General features: G+C 33.8%; 15 protein-coding genes. 14 read left to right on the forward strand and 1 reads right to left on the reverse strand.

Translation table 11 applies throughout. The annotated features are described in order from the left end of the window. Window positions 1-124 precede the first annotated feature (124 nt). The 10 genes from neuC (at window position 125) to F6U93_RS11505 (ending at window position 11,486) form a co-directional block, all read left to right on the forward strand. Window positions 125-1,249 carry a UDP-N-acetylglucosamine 2-epimerase gene (gene neuC / locus F6U93_RS11460; protein ID WP_150939929.1) on the forward strand — a complete coding sequence of 375 codons (1,125 nt, stop codon included), beginning with the start codon at window positions 125-127 and terminating at the stop codon, window positions 1,247-1,249. After that, window positions 1,246-2,634 carry a hypothetical protein gene (locus tag F6U93_RS11465; protein ID WP_150939931.1) on the forward strand — a complete coding sequence of 463 codons (1,389 nt, stop codon included), beginning with the start codon at window positions 1,246-1,248 and terminating at the stop codon, window positions 2,632-2,634. The genes neuC and F6U93_RS11465 overlap by 4 nt, the downstream gene beginning before the upstream one ends. Next, window positions 2,625-3,716: a glycosyltransferase family 4 protein gene (locus F6U93_RS11470; RefSeq protein ID WP_150939933.1), complete on the forward strand. Its 1,092-nt coding sequence runs from the start codon at window positions 2,625-2,627 to the stop codon at window positions 3,714-3,716. The genes F6U93_RS11465 and F6U93_RS11470 overlap by 10 nt, the downstream gene beginning before the upstream one ends. Then, window positions 3,716-5,149, forward strand: a complete 1,434-nt coding sequence (locus tag F6U93_RS11475; RefSeq protein WP_150939935.1) for an MBOAT family O-acyltransferase — start codon at window positions 3,716-3,718, stop codon at window positions 5,147-5,149. Before F6U93_RS11470 ends, F6U93_RS11475 begins: the two co-directional genes overlap by 1 nt. Further along, window positions 5,150-6,040 (forward strand): hypothetical protein, encoded by an 891-nt coding sequence (locus F6U93_RS11480; protein ID WP_150939937.1) that lies wholly within the window; start codon window positions 5,150-5,152, stop codon window positions 6,038-6,040. Further along, window positions 6,037-7,179: a glycosyltransferase family 4 protein gene (locus F6U93_RS11485; protein ID WP_150939939.1), complete on the forward strand. Its 1,143-nt coding sequence runs from the start codon at window positions 6,037-6,039 to the stop codon at window positions 7,177-7,179. Before F6U93_RS11480 ends, F6U93_RS11485 begins: the two co-directional genes overlap by 4 nt. Continuing rightward, window positions 7,179-8,714, forward strand: a complete 1,536-nt coding sequence (locus tag F6U93_RS11490; protein WP_150939941.1) for a glycosyltransferase family 2 protein — start codon at window positions 7,179-7,181, stop codon at window positions 8,712-8,714. Before F6U93_RS11485 ends, F6U93_RS11490 begins: the two co-directional genes overlap by 1 nt. A gap of 118 nt (window positions 8,715-8,832) precedes the next feature. Beyond that, window positions 8,833-9,828, forward strand: a complete 996-nt coding sequence (locus F6U93_RS11495; RefSeq protein ID WP_150939943.1) for a glycosyltransferase family 2 protein — start codon at window positions 8,833-8,835, stop codon at window positions 9,826-9,828. Next, window positions 9,829-10,380, forward strand: a complete 552-nt coding sequence (locus F6U93_RS11500; protein WP_150939945.1) for a serine O-acetyltransferase — start codon at window positions 9,829-9,831, stop codon at window positions 10,378-10,380. Next, window positions 10,380-11,486, forward strand: a complete 1,107-nt coding sequence (locus F6U93_RS11505; protein WP_150939947.1) for a glycosyltransferase family 4 protein — start codon at window positions 10,380-10,382, stop codon at window positions 11,484-11,486. The genes F6U93_RS11500 and F6U93_RS11505 overlap by 1 nt, the downstream gene beginning before the upstream one ends. 1,433 nt (window positions 11,487-12,919) lie before the next feature. On the opposite strand, the gene F6U93_RS11510 is transcribed toward F6U93_RS11505, so the two are convergent. Continuing rightward, window positions 12,920-13,225 (reverse strand): GIY-YIG nuclease family protein, encoded by a 306-nt coding sequence (locus F6U93_RS11510; RefSeq protein WP_150939948.1) that lies wholly within the window; start codon window positions 13,223-13,225, stop codon window positions 12,920-12,922. A 535-nt stretch (window positions 13,226-13,760) separates the two neighbouring features. Here F6U93_RS11510 and F6U93_RS11515 point away from each other — a divergent pair. Genes F6U93_RS11515 through F6U93_RS11530 form a run of 4 tightly spaced genes read left to right on the forward strand, consistent with a single transcriptional unit; the run spans window position 13,761 to window position 19,098 of the window. Continuing rightward, complete coding sequence (locus tag F6U93_RS11515; RefSeq protein ID WP_150939950.1) at window positions 13,761-14,240, forward strand: PAAR domain-containing protein; 480 nt, start codon at window positions 13,761-13,763, stop codon at window positions 14,238-14,240. 17 nt (window positions 14,241-14,257) lie between these two features. Beyond that, window positions 14,258-18,124, forward strand: coding sequence for a hypothetical protein (locus tag F6U93_RS11520; RefSeq protein WP_150939952.1), 3,867 nt, complete (start codon window positions 14,258-14,260; stop codon window positions 18,122-18,124). Beyond that, on the forward strand, window positions 18,108-18,614 hold the full coding sequence (locus F6U93_RS11525; RefSeq protein ID WP_150939954.1) for a hypothetical protein: 507 nt from the start codon (window positions 18,108-18,110) through the stop codon (window positions 18,612-18,614). Before F6U93_RS11520 ends, F6U93_RS11525 begins: the two co-directional genes overlap by 17 nt. Beyond that, window positions 18,577-19,098 carry a hypothetical protein gene (locus F6U93_RS11530; RefSeq protein ID WP_191963506.1) on the forward strand — a complete coding sequence of 174 codons (522 nt, stop codon included), beginning with the start codon at window positions 18,577-18,579 and terminating at the stop codon, window positions 19,096-19,098. The genes F6U93_RS11525 and F6U93_RS11530 overlap by 38 nt, the downstream gene beginning before the upstream one ends. The last annotated feature ends 67 nt before the right edge of the window (window positions 19,099-19,165 follow it).

Here is a 19,165-nt window from a genome sequence, read left to right on the forward strand (position 1 = left end):
GCGGGGTTAGGGGTGTGTCATATTTAAATACACCCACTAATACTTTAGCATTTAAAATAAAAGCATTAAAATTGTTGGCTAGAACCATAATGAAACAATTCTAACCTATTTTTTAGTATAATTCATGAAGAAAATTGCATTCCTTACGGGAACAAGAGCTGATTTTGGAAAACTAAAATCATTGATTGCTATTTTACAGGATGCAACTGATTTTGATCCTCATATTTTTGTAACAGGGATGCATTTACAAGAGTTATACGGTTATACACTGATTGAAGTTCAAAAAAGTGGGTTTAAAAATATTTATACTTTTGAAAATCAAACCCATGAAACGTCAATGGATTTAACCTTGGCTAAAACAATTTCGGGATTTTCTGAGTATGTAAAAGAGATGGCGCCAGACTTAATTGTTATTCATGGGGATCGAGTAGAAGCTCTAGCAGGAGCTATTGTAGGGAGCTTAAACAATATTTTAGTGGCACATATTGAGGGCGGAGAAGTCTCTGGAACAATAGATGAATTATTACGCCATGCCACAAGTAAAATGAGTCACGTACATTTCGTATCAAACCATCAGGCCAAGTTAAGATTGGTTCAAATGGGAGAAATAGAAGCATCTATTTATACCATTGGGTCTCCAGATGTAGATATCATGTTTTCAAAAAAGCTGCCAACGTTAGAGAATGTAAAAGCATATTACGACATTCCTTTTGAAACTTATAGTATTGTTATGTTTCACCCAGTAACAACTGAGTTTTCTGAGATGTCAGGTTACGCCGAAGCTTTAGTAAATGCCTTGATGTCTAGCAAGCATAATTATGTGATTATATACCCTAATAATGATTTAGGAAGCGCTAGTGTTTTAAAGGCTTTTAAACGTCTGGAAGGGAAATCGAAATTTAAGCTTATACCATCTTTGCGTTTTGAATATTTTTTAACTTTGTTGAAAAATGCTCAAAGTATTGTTGGTAATAGTAGTGCAGGTGTTCGGGAAGCCCCCTATTATGGTGTGCCAGTAATAAACATTGGAACACGGCAAAAAAATCGTGTGACGCATTCTGAAATCATAAATATAAATTATGAAGAGCCCAATATTCTAGAAGCTTTAAATTGTATTCCAAAGTTAGAAAGAAAATCACAATTTTCTGAATTTGGAGGCGGGCAAAGCGCTGAGCTTTTTCTGGAATCCTTACAACAGCAAGGTTTTTGGAGCTTAAATCATCAAAAACAATTTAGAGAACTTAAATGAACGGTAAATTAGGTATAGTAATAACCGACGGAGTAGGCTTTAGAAATTTTATTTTAAGCGATTTTTTAAAAGAAGCAGAGGCTACTTTTGGTGAGGTGGTTATTTTATCATGCTTGCCCAGAGAAGTTTATAGGCTTCATACCCACGTGCGTGTAATTGAGTTGGATGTTTTTGAAGAAACTTTTAAAACATGGTTTTTTAGAAAAGCAAAAGAAATAGCACATCTTAAATTACACCAAAAAGGAAATTTGGGCATTAAAGATAATTTAAAAACGAATGATTCAAAACTTAAAACGACAAGGGGATACGCTACCCGATTCATTTATAAATTAACGTCAATTTTCCATTCAGAATCCAACATTCAACAATTTCAGAAGTTGCAAAACAGCACGTTTGCTAATCATCAAATAACCCATGCATATACTTCTATTTTAAGGGAAGAACAATTTAGTTTATTGTTTTTTACCCACCAGCGGCCACCATATATTGCACCGTTGGTTTATGCTGCGCAACAGCAGCAACTTAAGACAGCAGCATTTATTTTTAGCTGGGATAATTTAGCATCCAAAGGGCGTATGGCTTCAAGTTTTGATTATTATTTGGTTTGGAGTTCGTTGATGAAACAGGATTTAAATCAGTTTTATACCTCCATAAACAAGGAGCATATTAAAATTGTTGGCACCCCGCAATTTGTACCTTACGTGTTGCCTGAATACAAAATATCTAAACAGGATTTTATTTCTGAATTTAGTTTAGATACTAATTTAAAAACCATTTGTTTTAGCTGTGGCGATATTTCAACCAGTAAAAATGATGAATTATATATTGAAACCATTGCTGAAGCCATTCAAGATAAAACCATACAACTCGTAAATTTTGTTGTAAGAACATCGCCTGCGGAAGACCCTATTCGGTTTAAAAATTTAGTTGAAAAATATCCGTCTATAAAATGGAATTTCCCTAAATGGAATCAAGTGAGGGCAAACCATCAAGAATCTTGGTCGCAACGCATCCCCTCACGAGATGATGTTAAACAGTTAAGAGCTTTATTGGAATATTCTGATTTAAATATCAACATGCTATCCACCATGAGTTTGGATTTTATGCTGTTTAACAAACCGGTTATCAACCCTGTTTTTGGGAATAAAACCAATGGCTTGTACGACGATCAACGTTTTTTAGGTTATGCCCATATTGAACATTTAGTGAACAGTCAAGCATCAAAAGTGGTTAAAACTAAAGAAGCATTATTGGAAGCTATTGCTAGTTATTTAATGGATGATGTAGGTGGTGAGCATAGGGAAAACTTCATTCACCAACAGGTGGGTGTTTCTTTAGAAAAAACAAGTAAAGAATTAGTAGAGGGTTTAAAAGCATGGGCGTAAAACCAAAACATATCGCCATTATTTGCAACTATGAACTACTTGAAAGCAGAGTAGGCGGTATGGATTATTTTTTCTGGGCTTTTAATAAGAAATGCAGGGAAAATCAGATAAAAATTGATTGGTTTTTCCCGAATATGGCATCTCATGGCGACTATGGAACATTTCATATAATTCCCACTGAAACTATAAGTTTAGAACAGAATTTTATACATTATATTAAAACCGAAAATCTTCAGTATTCTCATATTATCACGCATTTTGTGGAGTTATGTACCTCGTTTTTTGCGGATATAAGAAAATGTCAAACTTCAAAAATTATTGTCGTCGACCATAATCCAAGGCCTTTAGTAGGATATTCCCTTAAAAAAAGAATCAAAAAAAGAATTAAAGGAGCTTTGTATTCAAAACACATCAATCAATTTATTGGTGTTTCCGATTATACCCGTAAAGCTATTTTACAGGATTTCGGAAGTTTTTTAGAGCTTAAAACCCACACTATTTATAATGGGGTGTTGATTGATAGCATTATTCCTAAAACAACAGAAAGACGAACAGAGAACCCGAAGTTTTTGGTGGTATCGCACCTGCGTTTTTCAAAAGGTATTCAAGATTTAATTGAAGCTGTTAATGTATTGCCTACCAATTTAAAATCTAATTTGGAAATTACTTTGTATGGTGATGGTCCTTATAAAAGTGAATTACTGCAATTAGTTTCTAAGTATGATCTTGAATCTAATTTTTATTTTCAGGGCAGTCATTCTAGCATTAATGAATTATATCAAAATTTTGATTATTTAGTGCAGCCTACTCATATGGAGTGTTTTAGTTTGTCTATTTTAGAAAGTTTGGCAGCTAATATTCCAGTAATAACAACACCTGTTGGTGGCAATTTAGAAGTAATAACCCATGATAAAAATGGTTTTGTATTTGAGACAAAAAACAGTCGAGAATTATCAGAATTATTAAATTCTATTATGAAAGGTAAAAAAGGTATTGTTGGGAATACAAGAACTTTAATTGAAAATAAATTTTCAATTGATAGGATGGTGAAAAAGCATTTTGAATTAATAAATAACAATTAATGCTTTTCAATTCATTTACTTTTTTTGTGTTTTTTAGCATTGTGTTTTTATGTTATTGGTTCGCTTTAAAGGATAAAACAAAATCACAGAATATTTTTATTCTAGCATCAAGCTATATTTTTTACGGCTGGTGGGACTGGAGGTTTCTAGGGTTGATTGCACTTAGTACTTTAGTTGATTATTATTTAGGGAAGCTAATTAGTAAAGAATTAAATACTATTAGAAAAAAGATTCTACTGGCTATTAGTATTATTTTTAATGTAGGATTGCTATGTTATTTTAAGTATTATAATTTTTTTATTGATAACTGGGTTGACGCCTGGCAGAGTATAGGGTTTGAGTCTAATATTTCATCATTAAATATTATTTTACCAGTTGGGATTTCTTTCTATACATTCCAAACAATGAGCTACACTATTGATGTTTATAGAAATAAAATCAAGCATTCAAATTCATTAATTAATTTCGCAGCGTTTGTAGCATTTTTTCCTCAGTTAGTTGCAGGACCCATAGAAAGGGCTTCACATTTATTGCCGCAATTTAGCATAAAAAGGGTCTTCAATTATGACCAAGCAGTCTCGGGATTTTATTTAATTGTTTGGGGGTTGTTTAAAAAAATAGTTATTGCTGATACCTGTGCTACATATGTAAACACCATATTTGATAATTATGAAAACATGAATTCTCTAAGTCTTTTGCTCGGAGCTGTCTATTTCGCTTTTCAAATATATGGTGATTTTTCTGGTTATTCAGACATTGCGATTGGTATATCAAGACTTTTGGGATTTGATATTATGATGAACTTTAATAAGCCTTATTTCTCAAGAAATATTGCAGAATTTTGGAGGCGTTGGCATATATCATTATCCACTTGGTTTCGTGATTACGTGTATATACCGCTAGGAGGCAGTATAGGCACTCCTGTTGGTAAAGTTAGGAATGTTTTTATTATTTTTTTAATTAGTGGATTTTGGCATGGTGCTAACTGGACATTTGTTTTTTGGGGATTATTAAATGCAGTATATTTTTTGCCTTTATTATTATTAAATAAAAATCGAAAATATTTAAATAATGTATCCATTTCTTTTAACCTTTCAGGGTTAATGAATATAATAAATATGTTTATAACATTTTTTTTAGTTGTAACTACTTGGGTGTTTTTTAGATCAAAAACCATTACCGAAGCATTTGCATATTTAAAACGTTTTATATCCGATTTGAATTTTACAAATCAATATTTATCTATAGAACGTTATGCAATAGAAGCATTAATTTTAGTGTCCTTTTTTATATTAGTTGAATGGTTTTCTAGAAATTATGAACATCCTTTTCTAGGAAAGTATAAAACAATATATTTAACATTTATTATTTTTTTAATCATTGTTTTAGGTGTTTATTCAGAACATTCAGATTTCATATATTTTCAATTCTAAATGAAGAGATTTCTAAGAAATAGTATTGTTTTAAGTGTTGGGATTATTACATTACTTTATGGGCTAGATTTTATATATACAAATGTTTATGAAAATTCTTTTCCAAGAAATAAAACGCAACATATTCTAAATTTAGAAGAAGGCGAAAAGTTAGATTATGTTTTTTTAGGAAGTTCAAGAGTAGAAAATTCAATTGTTAGTAGAGAAATTGAAAATATCACAGGAAAAAGAACGATAAATCTTGGAACCCAAGGAGCAAAATTAGATGATATCAATATTTTTTTAAGACTTTTAATAGAAAAGAATGTAAAAATAGAAAAGCTTTTTATACAAGTAGATTATATTTTTAACCATGAGTCAAGTTCAGATATTGTTCGTTCTCAGGCATTACCTTACATCAAAACTAATAGTGTTATTAAAGAATATTTGAAGCGAGTGGATTCTAATTATTTTAAAAACTATTACCTTCCTTTTTATAGATATGCAAAAAATGATTATAGATTAGGGTTTAGAGAGTTTATAGCGAGTCTCGTAAATAAAAAGTCTAAAATCGATTTTAATGACGGATTTGTACCATTATTTGGTGTAATAAATAAAAATGATTTTGGAGGTTCTGAGTTACCACAATCAATCTTGAAATCTAATAAAAGTTTAAAAGAGATAGATTCTCTATGCAAAATGAATAAAATAGATGTTATTTATTTTTGTGCACCATTTTGTTCCAGATTAAAGACTAATGATTATTTAATGAAATTAAAAGAAAAGCTTCCTAATTTTAAAGATTTTTCATCATCAATTCCAAGTGATTCTTTATTTCAGAATTGTAGTCATTTAAATAAAAATGGCGCTGAAGTTTTTTCAAAATTACTTATAGAAAGTCTCAGTTTATGAAAATTGCATTCCTAACGCCCGAATATCCACACCCCAAAACAGGACATGCTGGGGGTATTGGTACCAGTATTTTGAATTTAGCAAAGGCATTGTCGCAGTTAAACCATGATGTTAGTGTTTTAGTTTACGGACAAGGTGAAGACGATCATTTTACTGAAAATAACATTGATTTTTATAAAATTAAGAATGTAAAAGTGAAAGGTTTATCACTTCTATTTACTCAAAAAAAAGTAGAACGGTTGCTTAACTTCTTATATGATTCGGGAAAGATTGATATTGTTGAAGCACCTGATTGGACAGGGTTTACAGCTTTTGTTAAACCAAAATGTCCGTTGGTAATTCGAGAAAATGGCAGTGACACCTATTTTTGCCATTTAGATGATAGAACCGTAAAATTTAAAAATAAATTTCTTGAAAAGCGTGCTTTAAGAAATGCAAATGGTATTATTAGCGTGAGTGCTTTTACAGGTAATTTAACCAATGAGTTAATGGCCATAAACAGAACCTTTACTGTTATACCAAACAGTATTGATGCCTCACAATTTGAGCCTAAGCAAAATGAACATAAAAAGTTAACCATACTCTATTTTGGAACGCTCATTCGTAAAAAAGGCCTGTTGGAGTTACCTCAAATATTTAATTTAGTTCATGAAAATAATAAGCAAGTTGAATTAATTCTAGTTGGAAAAGATAGTCCGGATATTAAAACGGATTCTAAATCTACTTGGGAGTTGATGAAGCCAATGTTTAATAAATCAGCAATAAAGAAAGTAAGGTATTTGGGGGCGGTTCCTTATTCGAAAATTCAAGATTTAATTAATGAAACTACGGTTTGTGTGTTTCCTACCTTCGCAGAAGCTTTGCCGGTGTCGTGGTTGGAAGCCATGGCTATGGAAAAGGCAATTATTGCTTCAAACATTGGTTGGGCTAAGGAAATGATTGATGATGGTGTTGATGGTTATTTAGTGCACCCCAAAAATCATGACATTTATGCACAACGCATATTGGAGTTACTAGATAACCCTATAAAACAAAGGACATTTGGCATGGCCGCACGTCAAAAAGTAAAAAATAAATTTAGTCATGATATCGTTGCAAAACGTTCGGTTGAATTTTACAATAAATTATTAAAGCCCTAATGGAATTAAAGGAATATTATACAAAGCAGGGAACCGTATTGTTATATACAGGAAACCCTAATTTCCAGTTGTTAGAAGTCTTAGCAAAAGGAGAAGGTGATATTTGGCATAGCAGTTTAGATCAAGGCTATAAAAATTCATTCCCAGAAATAATTTATCAAACGGTTGTTTTCTTTTGGTATGCTAACGATTTTGAAGGTTTAGACAAATCGGTGAGTTGGCGTATTAACCCACATGCTTTTGTAATACGAAAAGAGGTTTGGGAAACTTTAGAAGGTTTTGATACTGACTACGATAATATAAAAACAGCTGCTTTAGATTTTGGATTTAACGCATTACGCTATCAAGGTGTTGTGCCTTTATATGTCAAGGAGTTATTTCAAGCCCAAAGTGAAATTGTCTCTATTTCTTCCAAGGATGTTTATGCATTTTATATTAAAAATTTTAAAAAATCACAAGGTGTTTACATGTTGTGTCGCCGTATGTTTTTGAGGCCTTTTGAGGTTTTTGATTTTTTTAATGCTTTGCGCAATTTTAAGTTATCAAGTAAAACCAAGATTTTGCCGCCAAGGAGTTTACTAGATATTCAAGGAGCTCCAAAAGTAAGTTATATTATTCCTACCATGTTACGTCAGGAGTATACAATGAACTTGCTGAATGATTTGGAGCATCAAACCTACAAACCTTATGAGGTTATTGTAGTGGATGCTACACCGGAAGGATCAAGAAATGAGACCTTATATAATGCTGATAATTATTCGTTTAAAGTTGTTTTTAAGTGGCAGACTACAAAAGGTAGTTGTCGTGCAAGAAATGAAGCGATAAAATTGTGTTCTGGAGATTATATTATATTTGGTGATGATGACATCAGAATTCAACCTGAGTTCATAGAAAACCATATTAAATTATTACAAACCTATAACGCCGAGGCATGTAACGGGTTAGATATAAGAGCAGATCATCAACGACAAACGTTAATAGATTTAGATAGTAAATTAAAAAAGATAGAAGATTCTAGGTGGAAAGTAGGAGCATCACAATCATTTAGTAATGCAAATTCATGCGTGTCTAAACGGGTTGTTGATATTTTGGTTGGGAATGATATAAATTATGATGGAGGTTATGGTGAAGATAGCGATTTTGGATTATCAATTTCAAAATTAGGTGTTACTGTTATGCATAATCCGTTTTCTGTTAATTTGCATTTAAAACCGCCTTTAGGAGGGTATCGATTTTGGGGAAAACAAGCAGGTATTAAAGGGAAAAAGCGAAAACAACAACCTTGGGAATTAGATGTTCCTGTAAAAAAAATAGTGCCGGTACCAAGTCCTACAATAATGTACCAACTTTATAAGCATTTTGATACAAACCAGCGGCGCGAATATAAAATAAAGTACTTCGTCTTTTATTTTACAAAGGCAAAAGTGTTTGAGCTCCCTAAGCGTGTTATTCAATTTCCAATACGGGTTTTAAAGTTTAATAAATCGGTGTTTTATGCCAAGCGGTTAATGGCGTTAGGGAAAAGAACGGAATAGAAATAATTAAAAGAAAGGAATATTACCTTTGTTAAAATAGATAGAATTAGGGCTTTACGGACTATTTGTACACTTGTAATTAAATAATAGGTCTTTAAATTAATAGCAACTCACAATAATGAACTTCACCTTAATAGTTTGTACATACATGCGTCCAGAGCCTTTATTAAAGCTATTAAACTCTGTGAAGGCTCAAACCCTATATCCCAATGAAATATTAATTATTGACGGTTCTACAAATCATGAAACGGAAATTATTTTTAATGAAAACCCATTCAAAAACCTAAAATATTTCAAAGTAGAAGAAAACCAAAGAGGGTTAACCAAACAACGAAATTTTGGAGTAAGTAAAGTGTCTGAGACTGTTGAGGTGGTTTGTTTTTTAGATGATGATGTAATTTTAGAATCTGATTATTTTGAACAATTGATGGTAACCTACGCCGAAAAACCAGAGGCCTTAGCCGTAGGTGGTTATATCACGAATGAGGTGGCATGGGGACGAACTGATGATCAAAATGATTCAAGTAAATTTTATTATGATGGCTGGATGCGCAATGAACCTTCTCGATTCAAAATGCGTAAAAAATTTGGATTATTACCAGATGTAGAGCCTGGTTTTATGCCTACATTTTCACACGGACGCTCTATTAGTTTTTTACCACCTTCGGAAAAAATATATCAGGTCGAACAGCTTATGGGAGGCGTTTCTTCATGCAAGAAAAGTGTTTTTAAAACTTTAAAATTTTCTACTTATTTTGAAGGTTATGGCCTGTATGAAGACGCCGATTTCTCCTTGCGAGTTGCCAAACAAGGCAAGCTTTACGTGAACACCGCAGCTAAATTGGAGCATTTTCATGATGCATCTGGACGCCCAAATAAATTTAAATATGGAAAAATGGTGATTCGGAACGGTTGGTATGTATGGCGGGTGAAGTATCCGAAACCAAGTTTTAAAGCCGTAATGAAATGGCATGCCACCGCTTTTTTACTTACTTTAGTGCGTCTTACAAATGTGGTTAACACGAAAAATAAGCAAGAAGCTTTTAGAGAAAGCTTCGGGAGAATTGTAGGGTGGTTATCTTTAATTTTTAATGCGCCAAAGGTAGATAGTTAAATGACTCGTTTTCTTTTAGATATAAAAAAATATAAAAAGTATAGTGGAAGGAAGTCAGCTTTGCTTTTGATTTTAACGAACCAAGGGTTGTGGGCCCTTTTTGTTTATAGGCTTGGTAATGCCTGTTATCGAAGTAAGCTCCCCGTTTTTTTTAAAAGAGTTGCACTTCTTTTATTCGTGTTTTGGCAAAAGGGCATCGAAATCGTTACAGGAATTTCTTTGCCTTATTCTGCTCAAATTGGTGAAGGATTTTATATTGGCCACTTTGGTGGTGTTATCGTTAACCCTTCTGCCATAATTGGAAGGAATTGTAATATTTCTCAAGGCGTAACCATTGGGGTGAGTGGTAGAGATGAAAAAAGAGGCGTACCTGTTATAGGTGACAATGTGTATATGGGAGCAAATGCTGTTATCGTAGGAAAAATTAAAATAGGCAATAACTGCGTTATAGGTGCAAATTCATTAGTGAACATGAATATTGAAGATAATAAAACTGTTCTTGGTGTTCCGGCGCAGGTTATTAGCGATAATACATCAAAAAATTATATTTAATGAAGTTCTTTGTAGTTTCAGATGCGCCAACATTAAAAAAAGATGATCTCTATTGTGCTTATGCCCCTTATGTATTAGAAATGGGTATGTGGTTTAAGCATGTCACTGATATCACTGTGATGTCTCCTACAACACATAATGCACCTCTTTTGACTCGCACCTTTTCCAAGCAACCCAAAGTAGTTTCAGTACCCGCCTTAAATTTTACATCGTTTAAAAATAGTTTTATCAGTGTAATCAGAATACCATTTATTGCATTCACATTATTTAAAGTTTTCAGGAAATCAGACCACATTCACCTAAGATGCCCAGGAAACATCGGTTTGTTAGGCTGCTTGGTTCAAATACTATTTCCAAAGAAACCTAAAACGGCTAAATATGCAGGGAATTGGGATCTTAAGGCTAAGCAACCCATAAGTTATAAAATTCAAAAATGGATTTTAAGTAACACTTTTTTGACCAAAAATATTCAGGTTTTAGTTTACGGGGATTGGCCAAATCAATCTAAAAATATCAAATCCTTTTTTACTGCTACGTATAAGAATTCAGAAAGAAGAGATCCCATGGTTAGAGATTATACAGATGTATTAAAATTTGTGTTTGTAGGTACCTTAACTCCAGGGAAACAACCTTTGTTGGCCATTCAGTTGGTAGAAGCTTTACATAAACAAGGTAAGAAAGTAAGCTTAGATTTTTATGGTGATGGGGTTTTAAGAGAAAGCCTTGAAAGCTATATTTTAGACCATAATTTAGAGACTATCGTGACCCTCCATGGGAACCAACCCCAAACGACGGTTAAAGAAGCCTTAAAAACAGCTCATTTTTCTATACTACCATCAAAGTCGGAAGGCTGGCCAAAAGCTATTGCAGAGGCCATGTTTTTTGGAACCATTCCTATCGCTACACCAGTATCTTGTGTACCCTATATGCTAGACCATGGGAACAGAGGCTTTTTGTTTACCAATGATTTCATAAAGGATTTTACTAGTTTAACAACCTTATTGCAAAACCAAGATACTCTAAATAGAATGTCTGAAGCAGCCGCAGTATGGTCGCAACAGTATACTTTAGAGCGTTTTGAAACTGAAATCGCGAAGTTACTTTGATTTTGCTGTTTAAATGTTATTTACTTTGTCATCCAGAAGGAGGTACGACTGAAGGATCTCATCAACAGTATAAAGATTCATCACTTCGTTCTGAATGACAAGTAAGTTTAGGCATTACGTTTTCTTGAAGATTGTTGTACTGTCATTAAGAAGGAGGTACGACTGAAGAATCTCATCAACAGCAAAAAGATTCATCACTTCGTACTGGATGACAAGCATGTTTGGGCATTACGTTTTCTTGAAGGTTGCTGTACTGTCATCCAGAAGGAGGTACGACTGAAGAATCACATCATCAGCATAATGATTCATCACTTTGGTTGAATGACAAGCATGTTTGGGCATTACGCTTTCTTGAAGGTTATTGTACTGTCATTCAGAAGGAGGTACGACTGAAGAATCTCATCATCAGCATAATGATTCATCACTTTGTTTGAATGACAAGCATGTTTGGGCATTACGCTTTCTTGAAGGTTACTGTTTTGTCATTCAGAAGGAGGTACGACTAAAGGATCTCATCAACAGTATTAAAGATTCATCACTTCGTTCTGAATGACAAGCATGTTTGAGCATTACTGTTTCTGGAAGGTTGCTGTACTGTCATCCAGAAGGAGCTACGACAGAAGGATCTCATCAACAGCCTAAAGATTCATCCCCTCGTTCCGAATGATAAGCATGTTTGGGCATTACGTTTCCTTGAAGGTTGCTGTACTGTCATCCAGAAGGAGGTACGACAGAAGGATCTCATCAACAGCCTAAAGATTCATCACCTCGTTCCGAATGATAAGCATGTTTGGGCATTACGTTTCCTTGAAGGTTGCTGTACTGTCATTCAGAAGGGGTTACGACGGAAGGATCTCATCAACAGCATAAAGATTTATCTCTTCGTTCTGAATGACAAGTAAGTTTATACATTACGTTTTTTTGAAGGTTGCTGTACTGTCATCCAGAAGGAGGTACGACTGAAGGATCTCATCAACAGCATAAAGATTTATCTCTTCGTTCTGAATGACAAGTAAGTTTATACATTACGTTTTTTTGAAGGTTGCTGTACTGTCATCCAGAAGGAGGTACGACGGAAGGATCTCATCAACAGCATAAAGATTCATCACTTCGTTCTGAATGACAAGTAAGTTTATACATTACGTTTTTTTGAAGGTTGCTGTACTGTCATCCAGAAGGAGGTACGACTGACGGATCTCATCAACAGTATAAAGATTCATCATTTTGTTCCGAATGATAAGCATGTTTGGGCATTACGTTTCCTTGAAGATTGTTGTACTGTCATTCAGAAGGCGGTACGACTGAAGAATCTCATCAACAACATAAAGATTCATCACTTCGTTCTGAAAGACAAGTAAGTTTAGGTATTACGCTTTCTTGAAGGTTACTGTGTTGTCATTCAGAAGGAGGTACGACTGAAGAATCTATTCCAATCAAATGGTATCATTCAAAAACTTCCATGAAGTATTGAAACTATTAACTAAACTTTCTTTTTTGAATCGACTGTAGCCCTTAATTTGTTTTTCGCGCTTAATTGCAAAATTGATATCACTAAAATGTTCATAGTATATGAGGTAGAAGCATTTATACTTAGCAGTAAAAGATTTTGAGAAAGGTAGCGGGTTTTTATGAGTATAAAGCCGTTGTTTTAAATCGTTTGTTACTCCAGTATATAGTACAGTTTTATTTTTATTTGTGAGTATATAGACGTAATAATTATGATTTCCTATTGTTTTCATGGTGGTAAGGTAAGAACATTAAACGATGTAGGAATAATCAGATGTACTGTCATCCAGAAGGAGGTACGACTGAAGAATCTCTTCAACAGCATTAAAGATTCATCACTGCGTTCTGAATGACAAGCATGTATGGGCATTACGTTTTCTTGCAGATTGTTGTACTGTCATTCAGAAGGAGGTACGACTGAAGAATCTCATCAACAGCATTAACGATTCATCACTTCGTTCTGAATGACAAGCATGTTTGAGCATTACGTTTCCTTGAAGGTTGCAGTACTGTCATCCAGAAGGAGTTACGACTGAAGGATCTCATTCCCAGCATAAAGATTCATCACTTTGTTTGAATGACAAGCATGTTTGGGCATTACATTTTCTTGAAGGTTGTTGTACTGTCATTCAGAAGGAGGTACGACTGAAGGATCTCATAACATAAAGATTCATCACTTCGTTCTGAATGACAAGTACGTTTGAATTTTATATAATTATCTTTCAAATAATATAAATATTTTCCTACATTTGTTAAAAATACATAAAAATGCCAGGACCAATAGCAACAGTAGGAAGTATGCACATTTGCCCGATGTGTTCAGGAACGGTGCCTCATGTAGGGGGACCAGTGTCACAAGGCGCAGTTAATGTGCTTGCCAACGGAAAACCCATTGCCACAGTTGGGAGTATCTGTGTTTGTACGGGGCCGCCAGATACAATAATGAGTGGCGAATCTAATATACTCATCAACGGCATGGCTGTAGCGACAACAGGAAGTTTAACGGTTCACGGCGGATCAATAAGCGTTGGGGAAGCCAATGTTTTAGTGAACTCGGGAGCAGGAACTTCTCCAAGTCTCACACCAGTAGATCGTATGGAGCTTCCAAATATAAACCTTACAAAACGTACATTATCCGTGCTTAGCGGTAGAGGCAAACAGGTGAAAGAAGCAACAAAACAACAGCATAAAAATCAAGAAGAAGCCAAAAAAAACGGTTTTTTAGGTGATTTTGACTTTAGTGTTTAACCCTTACGTATATTCCCTTGAAATTTTTTTACCCCGAAAAAGACCATAATTTAGATCAGCGTAAAACTTCAACTACTTTTGGTCATTATCCATTGAGCTCTTATAATACGTGGCATGGTGGTGTTCATGTTGAAAGCCCTTTAGCTGCTTTAGTGGCTATATCTGATGCACGGATTATTGCTTTTAGATTACCTTCTGTATATTTAGAAAGCAAACATGAATGCCCAGAGACCTATTCCAATGGGTTTATCCTCTTGCAGCATGAGTATAAGAGTCCGAAAGGGCATGAACTCACTTTCTACAGTCTATACCACCATATTGCCAGTCAGTTTGATATAGAAACCAATAATTTAGAAATTCCAGATTACCTTAGTGAAAAAGTGACCAAAATAAAGGCTGCTCAGACCCCAAAAGGTGTAAGGGGACGATCGGCTTCCGCTGAAAAAGAAAAAAAGCGTGGACCAGAAATCGTACTCATACCCAAAAATCATATGGTTACCCGTAATAGTGAATCTTCTTTAGCTGATTGGGCTATTAGCTATAACACAAAAAAATCTTCTGAAAAGCAAAAATATTATAGCTACACTTACACCGATCCTTTTACCAATACCATTTATGAAGATATTCATATTCATTCGAACTGTTTAAAGTTAGTCTCTAGTGAAACAAATGAATATAGAGTGACGTATGGGGTAGATACTAATACCACTACTGTTAACGGTAATAAAAAAACCAAAACCGCACCTCTAAACCCTGAATTGAAAAATGGTGCTTTATGTTATGATATCACAGTAAATGGTTTTGAGAAACTAGCATGTATTGATGTCATACCAACAGGAACAAAGGTTAGCATCATTGAAGGGTCAGAATCTGAAGATAAGAAATGGGTCAAGGTAAAGAGTACAGAAAGGGAATACCGAGGTTATGTGGAAGTCGACGATCTTGAAACACTGAAAAGTGTAAATAAGAACCTTACCGATAAAATTATAGCCTGTGATATTCCTGTCAAAGCGGGAGATACCGTGGCTTATGTGGGAGCTTTTGGTTTCCGTAAAAATGAAAAAAAATACGCCAGTCATGTGGAGTTATTTACCGATGATCCGGATGAAGATGTTTCGTCATTACTTGATAATTGTGCTGGCGATGGTGAAGACCGTTTTCTGCGGTATAAAGTTTTGTCAGGGGCTAGATTAGAGCCTAATTTGAAAAGTAAAAAGGTACTTAAGGCGGGGATTCCGGTTGAGGTTATGGACATAAAAGAAGATTATGTTAAAGTGAAAGTAAACCGCCTAATTAAGGTAATTGACAAGAAAAAACACCTGATTACACAACATCGAGGTGAAAATTCTAAAGGTGTGTTTGATTATATCAAGGACAATATATGTAACCATAGCCGAACGAGATATAAAATTAAAGCGAGTAGTTTTGAGTATGTTAATAAGCAATTTAATGGTCTGTTAACTAAAGGGGATTACGTTTATTTTTATACCACTGATACAGGTAATCTTAGAAAAATTATTATAGAACCACCATTTTGGGACCAAGAATTTTGGATAGATAAGTCATTATTAAAATTAAAAGCAGGTGGGACCGTTACTTCTGGGGTAGAAACGGTCTTAGATTCTGATAGTTGTCATGTTTACCCTAGAGCACCTCTTGTACCTCACGAAAATGGGAACACTTTTAAAAAAGACATAGTGCTTAAGGGGAAGCCAGAAATCACTATCACTGATGATGACGGACAGGAATGGTACTTCATAAAGGAAAGCTATAACCACGAAAAAACACATTATTTGCATACCGGATGGCTAAAGGCGGGTGATCTGCATACAGAAGATATCAACCCATTTATTTGGCGTAATTTTGGTTTTGATACTTTCGATGCTGGTAATGAGTATGTTTATGCGATGAAGGACTATCATAAATCCCCTAAAACTGATGTGTTCATTGATGAAGTTTGGAAAATAGTAGACGAAGATGGCAATGGCGTACTTACGCCTATGGAGTTTTTATGCGCCCAACACGACCCAGAGAAATCTGAACGTATGGGAAAAATGGTGGTGAAACATAAAAGTGAATGGAGTTACACCCCAGAAAAAATAAAAACCGAAGCCCAAGAATTTTATAAACTGGGCATTGATTTAGAAAAAGACCAAGATAAAAAGAAACTTCTCGAGCAAAAACGCGATGCCGAATTAGAGCATCTGGTTGAAAAAACCACAAACCTCATGTTTTGGCAAGAGCTACAAAACACGACCTATACGCCTAAAACGACGGAAAAAGACAAAGAATACGAAGAGAAAAAAAGAGCCTTAGAGAAAAGGTATAAGCGTTATTACGTAACTAGTGAACAATTTGCAGAAAATAATTCTTACTTCGACACCCAGTTGGATGAATTAGATCAAGAATACAAAAAAGGTAAATATAAAGAAGAAAAAGCTGAAACCCGCCGTTTACCAAGTTCAGATATGCTTTGGCATTTTAATGTGAATAGTTTTGTTCGGCAGATGCGGGGGATGTATTTGCAGGGGGGTGGTGATTGTTATTGTAACCGTGATTTGACAGTCGAAGAATTTTCACGTATAATAAAAAGGCTGAGGAAAAGTGAAGGCTTAGGAGGAAAAACCATCTTTAATCATTCAAATTGTCTTATACCGGATAGCGATAAAACTTATGAAAGATTAACTGAAGAGTTTAATAAGACTACTAAGCGATATAATATCAATAAGTGTATTCAGAAGATTCAGTTCATTAGTCAAATATATTGGGAGTCTGGTAGGTTTACAACGGCTCTAGAGATTTCCAATGGGGAGCGGTATAATCCCGGGAATCATAGTGATTCTGAAAAAATGGGCAATACCATAGCAGGGGATGGCCCTAAGTATAGGGGGCGTGGTTTTATGCAGTTAACTTGGCGTAATACACAAATTAAATATTTAAAAGAAGTGGCTAAAGATACTGAAGGAGAGCTAAAAGGAAAAACAGATAATGAGCTAGAGTTACGAGAGAATAATTATGAAAAATATATTTCAGATAACTTACATTACGCTATGGATTCCGCAGGGTGGTTTTGGACAAGTTATAAAAAAATAGCTTTTAGAACAAAGGCAAGTAAATCAAAGTATGTCAATATTTTGGGTAAATCTTTAAATGAAGTTGCATTATATGACGATAAGTATGTTAATATAATATCCACTTTTGTTAATGGAGGGGGAAATGGAAAAATAGAAAGAGAGAAGTATTACAATGTACTTAAACAAGTTTTTAGATTCGATTATACTTGTGTAAATAACGAAAATAGACAAGAGATAATTTCAGGAGACAAGGCTCCTTGGATTAAATTTGTTTACCAGGAATATCTAGCATTTAAAGGTGTAAAAGAAAATGAATCTCCACTCAAGGAAAAAATAATAAAATATCATAAATCAGGAAGAGGAAGTGGAGATTATAAAATACCATGGTGTGCATCCTTTGTTAATTGGTGTTTTGAACAGGCTAATTATAAAAACGTTAATTCTGGTTCTAATTCATTTGCATTTGATTGGGGACCTGAGGCGAATGAATTAGCAAAAGAAAAATCTCAAAAATTTGGAGATAAAAACTTATCTGGTTGGGCAGAAGGGGAAGCGTGTGAGGCATTTGTTGGAGCAGTTATTGTATTAGATTATTCCCATTGTGCAGTAATTGTTGGCAAAAATACACCAAAGAATAAATATGTTTATATTGGAGGGAATCAAGGAAAAGGCATTCAGGAAATTAAATATGGAACAGTATCAATAGGAAAGGAATATGCGATTATGAAGCCTATAAGTTATGAGCCTAATTTATATGAATTACCTGAATTAAATAAAAATGAAGATGGTAGCTATGCAACAACACACTAAATTTTGTAAAACCGTTATAAAGTTGGTGTTTTTATTATTAATTACATTATTGTCTTGTAAAAAAAGAAACAACCAATTAAATGACTATCAAAACAAAGGAGTTGATGGAGTAGGTGTAATTAAAGATAAAGAGACTAATAGATACAAAAATTGCTTTTCAAAGGACGATGTGCAACTGTTGAACAAACATTTTAGAGAATTAAAAATCGCAATCAGATCTAATATTGATTACGACTTTTCAACAGCGCCTATAAAATATACTAGTCTTCAGGAAAATAACATTTCTTATATCTTTAATGATCGTTTCTGTGAAAACGAATTAATCGTATTGAGAAAGGATTGTACCAAAACAATACTTTTAGAGGTGCTTTGTGTAGAAGAGATTATAAAAGATAAGGATGAAGAACATGTTAGAGAAGAATATTATAGCTATACATTAGAAAAGAATAATAATGTCATTTTTATCACTAAGATTGATGGAGCAGGTTAAGAAATTATGGAAAATAAGTTTATTGTTAGTTGTTTGCTTTTGTTGTTTATCCTGTAAGAATAGTAAGGAAAAAAGTGCTAATGAAAAAAAAGAACTTTTGGCGGTAAAAAGTATTGTTTTTTTAGAGGAGGATTTTGAGTTTGTAATTAGTTTATCAAGCAGTAAAATCTATAAGTTTGAGGCTGTCGAACTTTTATTTGATTCCTATGTAGAATTCATAAAAATTAATTCTAATTCATTCCAATTTACAAATAGAGATCATTATGGAAATCATGTTACAATGCTGTTTAAATTTAATACAACAGATTGTAACTTATACCTTAGTAGAATAGAAGGTTTTTTTCCTCTCAAACAAGATCTTTTTGGACGCGCTAAATATTGTGTTATGGAAAATCTAGAACTAGATATTAGTGCTATAAATGAGGAAGAATTATTCGATAAGTTTGTTACCCAGAAGTATTGTGAGATAAAGGATGGCGAATGATTTCAAAAAAAAACTAGACAATTAGTTGATTGACTCTTCTCAGGAATTAAAATACTAATCATTATTT

Source organism: Pseudotamlana haliotis (assembly GCF_008806375.1).
Lineage (GTDB): Bacteria > Bacteroidota > Bacteroidia > Flavobacteriales > Flavobacteriaceae > Pseudotamlana > Pseudotamlana haliotis.

Coding starts and splice junctions, on each gene's coding strand:
- F6U93_RS11480 (WP_150939937.1), top strand. CDS start 5,150: ATGAAGAGATTTCTAAGAAATAGTATTGTTTTAAGTGTTGGGATTATT.
- F6U93_RS11495 (WP_150939943.1), top strand. CDS start 8,833: ATGAACTTCACCTTAATAGTTTGTACATACATGCGTCCAGAGCCTTTA.
- F6U93_RS11465 (WP_150939931.1), top strand. CDS start 1,246: ATGAACGGTAAATTAGGTATAGTAATAACCGACGGAGTAGGCTTTAGA.
- F6U93_RS11500 (WP_150939945.1), top strand. CDS start 9,829: ATGACTCGTTTTCTTTTAGATATAAAAAAATATAAAAAGTATAGTGGA.
- neuC (WP_150939929.1), top strand. CDS start 125: ATGAAGAAAATTGCATTCCTTACGGGAACAAGAGCTGATTTTGGAAAA.
- F6U93_RS11510 (WP_150939948.1), bottom strand. CDS start 13,225: ATGAAAACAATAGGAAATCATAATTATTACGTCTATATACTCACAAAT.
- F6U93_RS11525 (WP_150939954.1), top strand. CDS start 18,108: ATGCAACAACACACTAAATTTTGTAAAACCGTTATAAAGTTGGTGTTT.
- F6U93_RS11485 (WP_150939939.1), top strand. CDS start 6,037: ATGAAAATTGCATTCCTAACGCCCGAATATCCACACCCCAAAACAGGA.
- F6U93_RS11505 (WP_150939947.1), top strand. CDS start 10,380: ATGAAGTTCTTTGTAGTTTCAGATGCGCCAACATTAAAAAAAGATGAT.
- F6U93_RS11475 (WP_150939935.1), top strand. CDS start 3,716: ATGCTTTTCAATTCATTTACTTTTTTTGTGTTTTTTAGCATTGTGTTT.
- F6U93_RS11490 (WP_150939941.1), top strand. CDS start 7,179: ATGGAATTAAAGGAATATTATACAAAGCAGGGAACCGTATTGTTATAT.
- F6U93_RS11515 (WP_150939950.1), top strand. CDS start 13,761: ATGCCAGGACCAATAGCAACAGTAGGAAGTATGCACATTTGCCCGATG.
- F6U93_RS11530 (WP_191963506.1), top strand. CDS start 18,577: ATGTCATTTTTATCACTAAGATTGATGGAGCAGGTTAAGAAATTATGG.
- F6U93_RS11470 (WP_150939933.1), top strand. CDS start 2,625: ATGGGCGTAAAACCAAAACATATCGCCATTATTTGCAACTATGAACTA.